The organism is Terriglobales bacterium (genome assembly GCA_035937135.1).
Taxonomy (GTDB): domain Bacteria; phylum Acidobacteriota; class Terriglobia; order Terriglobales; family Acidobacteriaceae; genus DASYVL01.
Genome location: DASYVL010000080.1, coordinates 1 through 3,483, shown reverse-complemented (window position 1 = coordinate 3,483; position 3,483 = coordinate 1). Strand labels below are relative to the sequence as shown.

At 63.5% G+C, this 3,483-nt stretch carries 5 protein-coding genes; 1 reads left to right on the top strand and 4 read right to left on the bottom strand.

The window, feature by feature from the left end:
- The 4 genes from VGQ94_05090 to ndhC form a co-directional block, all read right to left on the bottom strand.
- A partial coding sequence (locus VGQ94_05090) for a complex I subunit 1 family protein (GenBank protein HEV2021883.1) occupies nucleotides 1-716 on the bottom strand: 716 nt, incomplete at its 3' end.
- Nucleotides 716-1,885, bottom strand: a complete 1,170-nt coding sequence (locus VGQ94_05085; GenBank protein ID HEV2021882.1) for an NADH-quinone oxidoreductase subunit D — start codon at nucleotides 1,883-1,885, stop codon at nucleotides 716-718. The genes VGQ94_05090 and VGQ94_05085, both read right to left, overlap by 1 nt.
- Entirely contained in the window at nucleotides 1,885-2,544 is a 660-nt protein-coding gene (locus tag VGQ94_05080) for an NADH-quinone oxidoreductase subunit C (protein HEV2021881.1), read from the bottom strand. The genes VGQ94_05085 and VGQ94_05080 overlap by 1 nt, the downstream gene beginning before the upstream one ends.
- A 39-nt stretch (nucleotides 2,545-2,583) precedes the next feature.
- Complete coding sequence (gene ndhC / locus VGQ94_05075; GenBank protein ID HEV2021880.1) at nucleotides 2,584-2,940, bottom strand: NADH-quinone oxidoreductase subunit A; 357 nt, start codon at nucleotides 2,938-2,940, stop codon at nucleotides 2,584-2,586.
- Nucleotides 2,941-3,057: 117 nt separating this feature from the next.
- Here ndhC and VGQ94_05070 point away from each other — a divergent pair.
- Nucleotides 3,058-3,483 (top strand): OB-fold nucleic acid binding domain-containing protein (locus VGQ94_05070; protein HEV2021879.1); only part of this gene is annotated, 426 nt, incomplete at its 3' end.

The following is a 3,483-nucleotide window of genomic DNA, read 5'->3' as shown; positions in this document are numbered from 1 at the left end:
GGCGCTCGATTGGTCTCCGCCACCATGGCCACGGCGAAGATGAAGAAGGCCAAGAGGCCGAGCGGAAAGAACTTGAAGATGAACCATATCTGCTGCTGCGACTGCGCCTGCACGATGCCGATCATGCTCAGCGTTCCCGTGCCCGCGGCGTTCAGGCTGGTCATGAGCACGGCGGAGACCACGGCCATTCCCATCGCGATTTCATAGGAGACCATCTGGGCGCTGGAGCGCAGCGCGCCCATCAGCGGGTAGTGGGAGTTCGACGCCCAGCCCGCCATGATGATGCCCAGCACGCTGAGTGAAGAGACGCCCAGCATGAACAGCAGCCCGATGTTCATGTCGGTGACGGCGTGGGCGGGGCCGAAGGGGATGACGGTATAGACGGTGAAGGAGGTGATGACGATGACCACCGGCGCCAGCCAGAAGACCACGCGGTCGGCCTCGGAAGGCATGATGTCTTCCTTGATGAGCAACTTGACGGCGTCGGCGATGGGCTGCAACAGTCCGTGGGGGCCTACGCGCATGGGTCCCAGGCGCACCTGCATGTGTGCCAGAATCTTGCGCTCCAGCCAGTTCATCGACATCACCGCGATGGAGACGCCGGTGAAGATCAGTAGGATATAAATCAGCGCCCAGATGGGGTCGCCGTACTCGCCCGGAGTCTTCTGGACGCTGGGGTCGAGGTAGCCGACGAAGCTGTCCCAGATGCTTTGCATCAGCGGTCCACCTCGCCCAGCACGATGTCGATGGTCCCGATGACGGCCACCACGTCCGCCACCAGCTGCCCGCGCACCATCTTATCCAGCGCCTGCAGGTTGACGAACGAGGGCGGGCGCACGCGGATGCGGTAGGGCTGGGTGGAGCCGTCGCTCACGATGAAGTAGCCCAACTCGCCCTTGGGTGACTCGATGGAGTGGTAGATCTCGCCCACCGGCGGCTTCAGCACCTTGGGGATCTTGGCCATGATAGGCCCTTCGGGCAGCGCCTTCACCGCCTGGAGGATGATGCGCAGCGACTGGTGCATCTCCGCGATGCGCACCAGGTACCGGTCGTAGGTGTCGCCGTTCTGGCCGGTGGGGATGTCGAAGTCGAAGTCCTTGTAGGCGGCATAGGGCTGGGCCTTGCGCAGGTCCCACTTCACGCCCGAGGCGCGCAGCACCGGCCCGGTCACGCCCAGGGCCTTGCAGTCGTCGGCGGAAAGGAAGCCCACGCCCTTGGTGCGCTCCAGCCAGATGCGGTTGGTGGTGAGCAGGGTCTCGTACTCGCCGAGCTTGGGCTCGACGAAGGTGCAGAACTTGGTGACGTCGTCCTCGAAGCCGTCGTAAGTCTCATAGAGGCAACCGCCGATGCGGAAGGCATGCGTGGTCAGCCGCGCCCCGCAGTACTTCTCGAAGATCTTCAGGATCTCTTCGCGGTCGCGGAAGGTGTAGAAGAGCGGGGTGATGGCGCCGATGTCGAGGGCGTGCGTCCCCAGCCAGAGCATGTGGCTGGCCATGCGGTTGAGCTCTGTGAGGATGACGCGGATGTAGTTGGCGCGCGGCGGCGCCTCTACGTTCATCAGCTTTTCGACGGCCTCGCAGTAGCCCAGACCGTTCGAGACCGCGGCGACATAGTCCATGCGATCCACGTAGGGATTGAACATGGCGTAGGTGCGGTGCTCGGCGATCTTCTCCACCCCGCGGTGCAGGTAGCCGATGACGCACTCCGTGCCCAGTACTTTCTCGCCGTCCAGCTTCAGGATCACGCGCAGCACGCCGTGGGTGGAGGGATGCTGCGGACCCATGTTGAGGATGAGTTCGTTGGAATCGAGATAAGTCTTCTCCGAGGGCGCCTGCTCCAGGTGCTCCACCGCCAGCGGATTCTGTTCGCTCTTCTCGCCCGGCATTACTGGCCGCTCTCGATCCCCAGGTTGATCTTCACCCACTCCTGGTCCTGCTGGGTGATGCCGTAGTCCTTGCGCAGCGGATGGCCCTTCCACTCGTCCGGCAGCAGGATGCGCCGCAGGTCGGGATGGCCCTCAAACTTGATGCCGAACATGTCATAGCACTCGCGCTCCAGCCAGTTGGCTCCCTCCCACAGGGGGACAGCGCTGGGCGCGGTCTCGCCCTCGGCGATGCGCGTCTTCACCCGCATGCGCTCGTTGCGAGCGAAGGAGTAGAGGATCCATAGGACGTCGAACTGCTTCTCTCGCTGCGGATAGTGGACCGCGGTGACGTCCACGTTGTAGTCGAACTGTTCCTCATCGCGCAGGGCCTGCAGGACGTTGAAGACGACGGAGCGGTCGGCGATGAGGTAGTTCTGCCCCAGGTAGGTGCTGGCCTCTGCAATGCCGGAGCCGAAGCGGCCCTTGAGGCGCGTGACCATCTCCGACTCCCAGGGCATGGGCACCGGACCCGCCGGCTTGGGAGGAGGAGCTGCCGGCTTGGGCGCGGCGGCCGCCGGCGCCGGCGCCGCCTCGGGCTCCGGCTTGGTGACAGAAGCCGTGGCCTCGGGCGCGGCCGTGGCAGGGCTTGGCTCAGGAGTCTTTTTAGGTTCGTCTGCCATTCTCTTGGGAACTCGGGTGATCCAGGTACGGCGACTGCGCTACACCCACTCCAATGCGCCTTTCTTCCAAATCCATATGTAGCCAACAATCAAAATGCCGAGGAAGATCATCATTTCCGCGAATCCGAACATACCGAGCAGCTTGAACTGCACCGCCCAGGGAAACAGGAAGATGGTTTCCACGTCGAACACCACGAACAGGATGGCGATGATGTAGAAGCGGACGGTGTAGCGCCCGCGGGAGTCGCCCACCGGGTCCACGCCGCACTCGTAGGGCATGAGCTTGGCCTTGCTGGGGTACTCCGGCCGGACGGCCTTGGCAATCAGCAGCGTGACCACCGGGATGGCCAGGGTCACGGCGACGAAAAGGAAGATGGGAACGTAGTTCCGGGGCATCAATCCTCGCAGGAAGGTTCATACTACCGCCCGACGCGCCCGGGGCGCAATTTGAATCTGTCCAGTTGCTATAATCACGCCCTTGCCCGCGGGCCGGCTGCCCCCTAACGAGAAACTGTGGCTCTCGACGAGAAAATCTACCAACTGCGGCGCGACAAGCTGAAGCAGATCGAAGCGCTCGGCCAGCAGAGCTATCCCCACAAGTTCCAGGCCTCCAAGCGCATCCAGGAGGTCCTGGCCGCCTATTCCAAGAAGACCGGGGAGGAGTTGGAGAAGCAGAAGGTCGAGCTGCGGATGGCCGGCCGCATCCTGGCCATCCGGCTGATGGGCAAGGCGGGCTTTGCCCACCTACAACAGGACGGCGCGCGCCTGCAGATCTATGTCAAGACCGACGCCGTGGGCGAGAAGGGATTCGAACTCTACCGGCTGCTCGACCTGGGCGACTACATCGGCGCCAAGGGGTACCTGTTCCGCACCCGGACGGGGGAACTCACGGTGCACGTGGAAGAGTTGACCTTCCTGGCCAAAGACCTGCTGCCGCTG